The organism is Actinomycetota bacterium (assembly GCA_036280995.1).
Taxonomy (GTDB): Bacteria; Actinomycetota; CALGFH01; order CALGFH01; family CALGFH01; genus CALGFH01.
Map to the genome: position 1 here is coordinate 1 of DASUPQ010000516.1, position 2265 is coordinate 2265.

Genomic DNA, 2265 nt, shown 5'->3' on the forward strand with positions numbered 1-2265 from the left:
GGGTCGCCGTCGGAGAAGCCGGCGGCGACGAGGCTGGAGTCGGGCTTGGGGTAGGCGCCGATGCCCACCAGGGCGACCTTGGCCCGGTCCCAGAGGTCGAGGGTGGAGTGGACGCCCTCCTCGTGGTCCAGGGACCGCTTGAGCGCCGACGAGACGAACGCCGGGGCGTGGAGGTAGCGGGGGGTGCCGTGGAGGGTCACTGCCCAGCGCCTGGTGATCTCGTTCGCCTGGAACCAGGGCCGGTCTTCTGCGCCGCCGCCCAGCGCTGGCACGACCACTACCCCGGGCAGGGGGGCGAGTTCGTAGCGGCCCAGGCTGTAGATGGCCCGGCCCCAACCGACGACGAGCACGTCACCGGGGTGGAGGCCGATGCCGGCGAGCGCGTCGTTGAGCCGGCCAGCTAGCACCGGCGCGGGGTCGTCGGGGTCGGCCAGCCCGGCGGCGATGTGGATGCTGCGGAGCCCGAGCCGCTCCTGGAGGTTCTTGCCCAGCCCCGGGTCGGCGGTCGGGGGGACGATCTCGATCCGGACGATGCCGAGCTGGCGGGCCCGGGCCAGCAGCCGGCTCACGGTCGGGCGGCTGACGCCGAGGTGCCGGGCGATCTGCGCCTGGGACCGGTGCGCCTGGTAGTACATGACCGCCGCCGTGACCATCGGCTCGACCTCGTCGGGATCGTAGTAGCTGACCGGTCCGCGCATGGCGTCCCCCCTCACGACTGTTCCGCTGAGGCAGCTTCACCATAGCGCCATCTTGGGCGATGCACAAGTGCTCTGAACAGATGTTGCACATTTGTTCTTGACATTTGTTCATCCCCCATCTAAGGTTGGGCTTCGTTCAAGTCGGCAAGCACGAGGAGCCGTGGATGGAGGTCCGGCAACTTCGCTACTTCATCGCCGTGGCCGAGGAGCTGCACTTCGGCCGGGCGGCCAAGCGCCTCCAGATCAGCCGGCCGCCGCTCAGCCAGCAGATCCTCGCCCTGGAGCGCGAGCTCGGGGTCGAGTTGCTGATCCGCGGCCGCAGCATCGAGCTGACCGAGGCGGGACGGGTCCTGCTCGAGCACGGCCGCAGCGCCAGCGAGGCGGTCACCGACGCCGTCCAGGCGGCGCGGGAGGCCGGCGAAGGCATGACCAGGCTGCGGGTAGGGTATCCGGCCGGGGCTGCCTCGGCGTCGGTGCCGCTGGCCGTCCGGATCTTCCGCGAGCGGTTTCCCTCAGTCGCCCTCGATACGGTGGTCGGGCAGGCCGGCGCGCACCTCGCGGCCCTGGCCGCCCGTCAGCTGGACGTGGCCTTCGTGCGCCTGGCCGGCGCCAACGGCGACAACCTGGCCTTCCGGCCCCTGCACCGCGAGCCCGTCCACGTGGCCATCCCCGAGCTGCACCCGCTGGCCAGGCTGCGCGCCGTCCGGGCTGGGCATCTCGCCAACGAGCCGATCGTCCTGTTCCCGCGGGCGCTCGACCCGCCGCTCCACGACCACCTGGTGCACGACGTCCTGGCCGGCTGCGGTGTCGCGCCGTCGGTCGTGCTCGAGGCGACCACACTGGAGAGCAGCCTGGTCGCGGTCGCCGGCGGGCTGGGGATCGCGTTCGCGGCCGAGTCGGCGGCCGGACAGTTCACCGTCCGCGGGGTCGAGTTCCGCCCCCTGGTCACGGTGGCCCCACCGCTGCAGTTCGGCGTGAGCTGGCGGCGTGACACCATCTCGAGGGCCGTCCGACAGTTCCTCGCCGTGGTCTTCGAGCTGGCCTGGGTGACCAGGCCGGCCACCCGCAACGATGCGGCCATGTCGGGTTCCCTACCGCATGTCGGAGTTGGTTAGCAGTCGGGCGCTCGGCCTGACCTGGGCAATATCGTTGATCGTGCTGCGGTGGCTTCCACTCCAGGGATGCGAGAAAGGGCACGCGATGGCGATGTCGGCGGCAGCATAGGCGATCGGGCCTGGCGCGAACCCGGAAGCGCAGGCCACCCTACGATTACCGCGGCAGGCAGCCTGTCGCGACGGAGCGCGGCGTGATGCACGTCGCCAGGCGTGCGCGCCGCCCGGCTCGGAGGCATAGCATGGCCGTAGACGCCGAAGCAGCAGGCCGCAGCAGGGCGGGTAGTGCCCGGGTCGCGGTGCAGAAGTTCGGGACCTTCCTGTCCGGCATGATCATGCCGAACATCGCCGCCTTCATCGCCTGGGGCTTCATCACCGCGTTCTTCATCGAGACCGGCTGGACCCCGGTCGGCGGGATCGGCGGCTTCGGCGAGGACGCCAACGGGGAGCCCAAC

General features: G+C 71.2%; 3 protein-coding genes. 2 read left to right on the top strand and 1 reads right to left on the bottom strand.

Annotation, left to right across the window (positions count from 1 at the left end; translation table 11 throughout):
• Positions 1–698: sugar-binding domain-containing protein (locus VF468_17450; GenBank protein ID HEX5880077.1), on the bottom strand; the 698-nt coding region annotated here is incomplete at its 3' end.
• A 164-nt stretch (positions 699–862) separates the two neighbouring features.
• Between VF468_17450 and VF468_17455 the strand changes: the two genes are divergently transcribed.
• Together VF468_17455 and VF468_17460 are read left to right on the top strand one after the other, a co-directional pair.
• Positions 863–1813, top strand: a complete 951-nt coding sequence (locus VF468_17455) for a LysR substrate-binding domain-containing protein (protein ID HEX5880078.1) — start codon at positions 863–865, stop codon at positions 1811–1813.
• 239 nt (positions 1814–2052) lie between these two features.
• The coding region (locus VF468_17460) for a PTS mannitol transporter subunit IIB (GenBank protein HEX5880079.1) at positions 2053–2265 on the top strand (213 nt) is incomplete at its 3' end.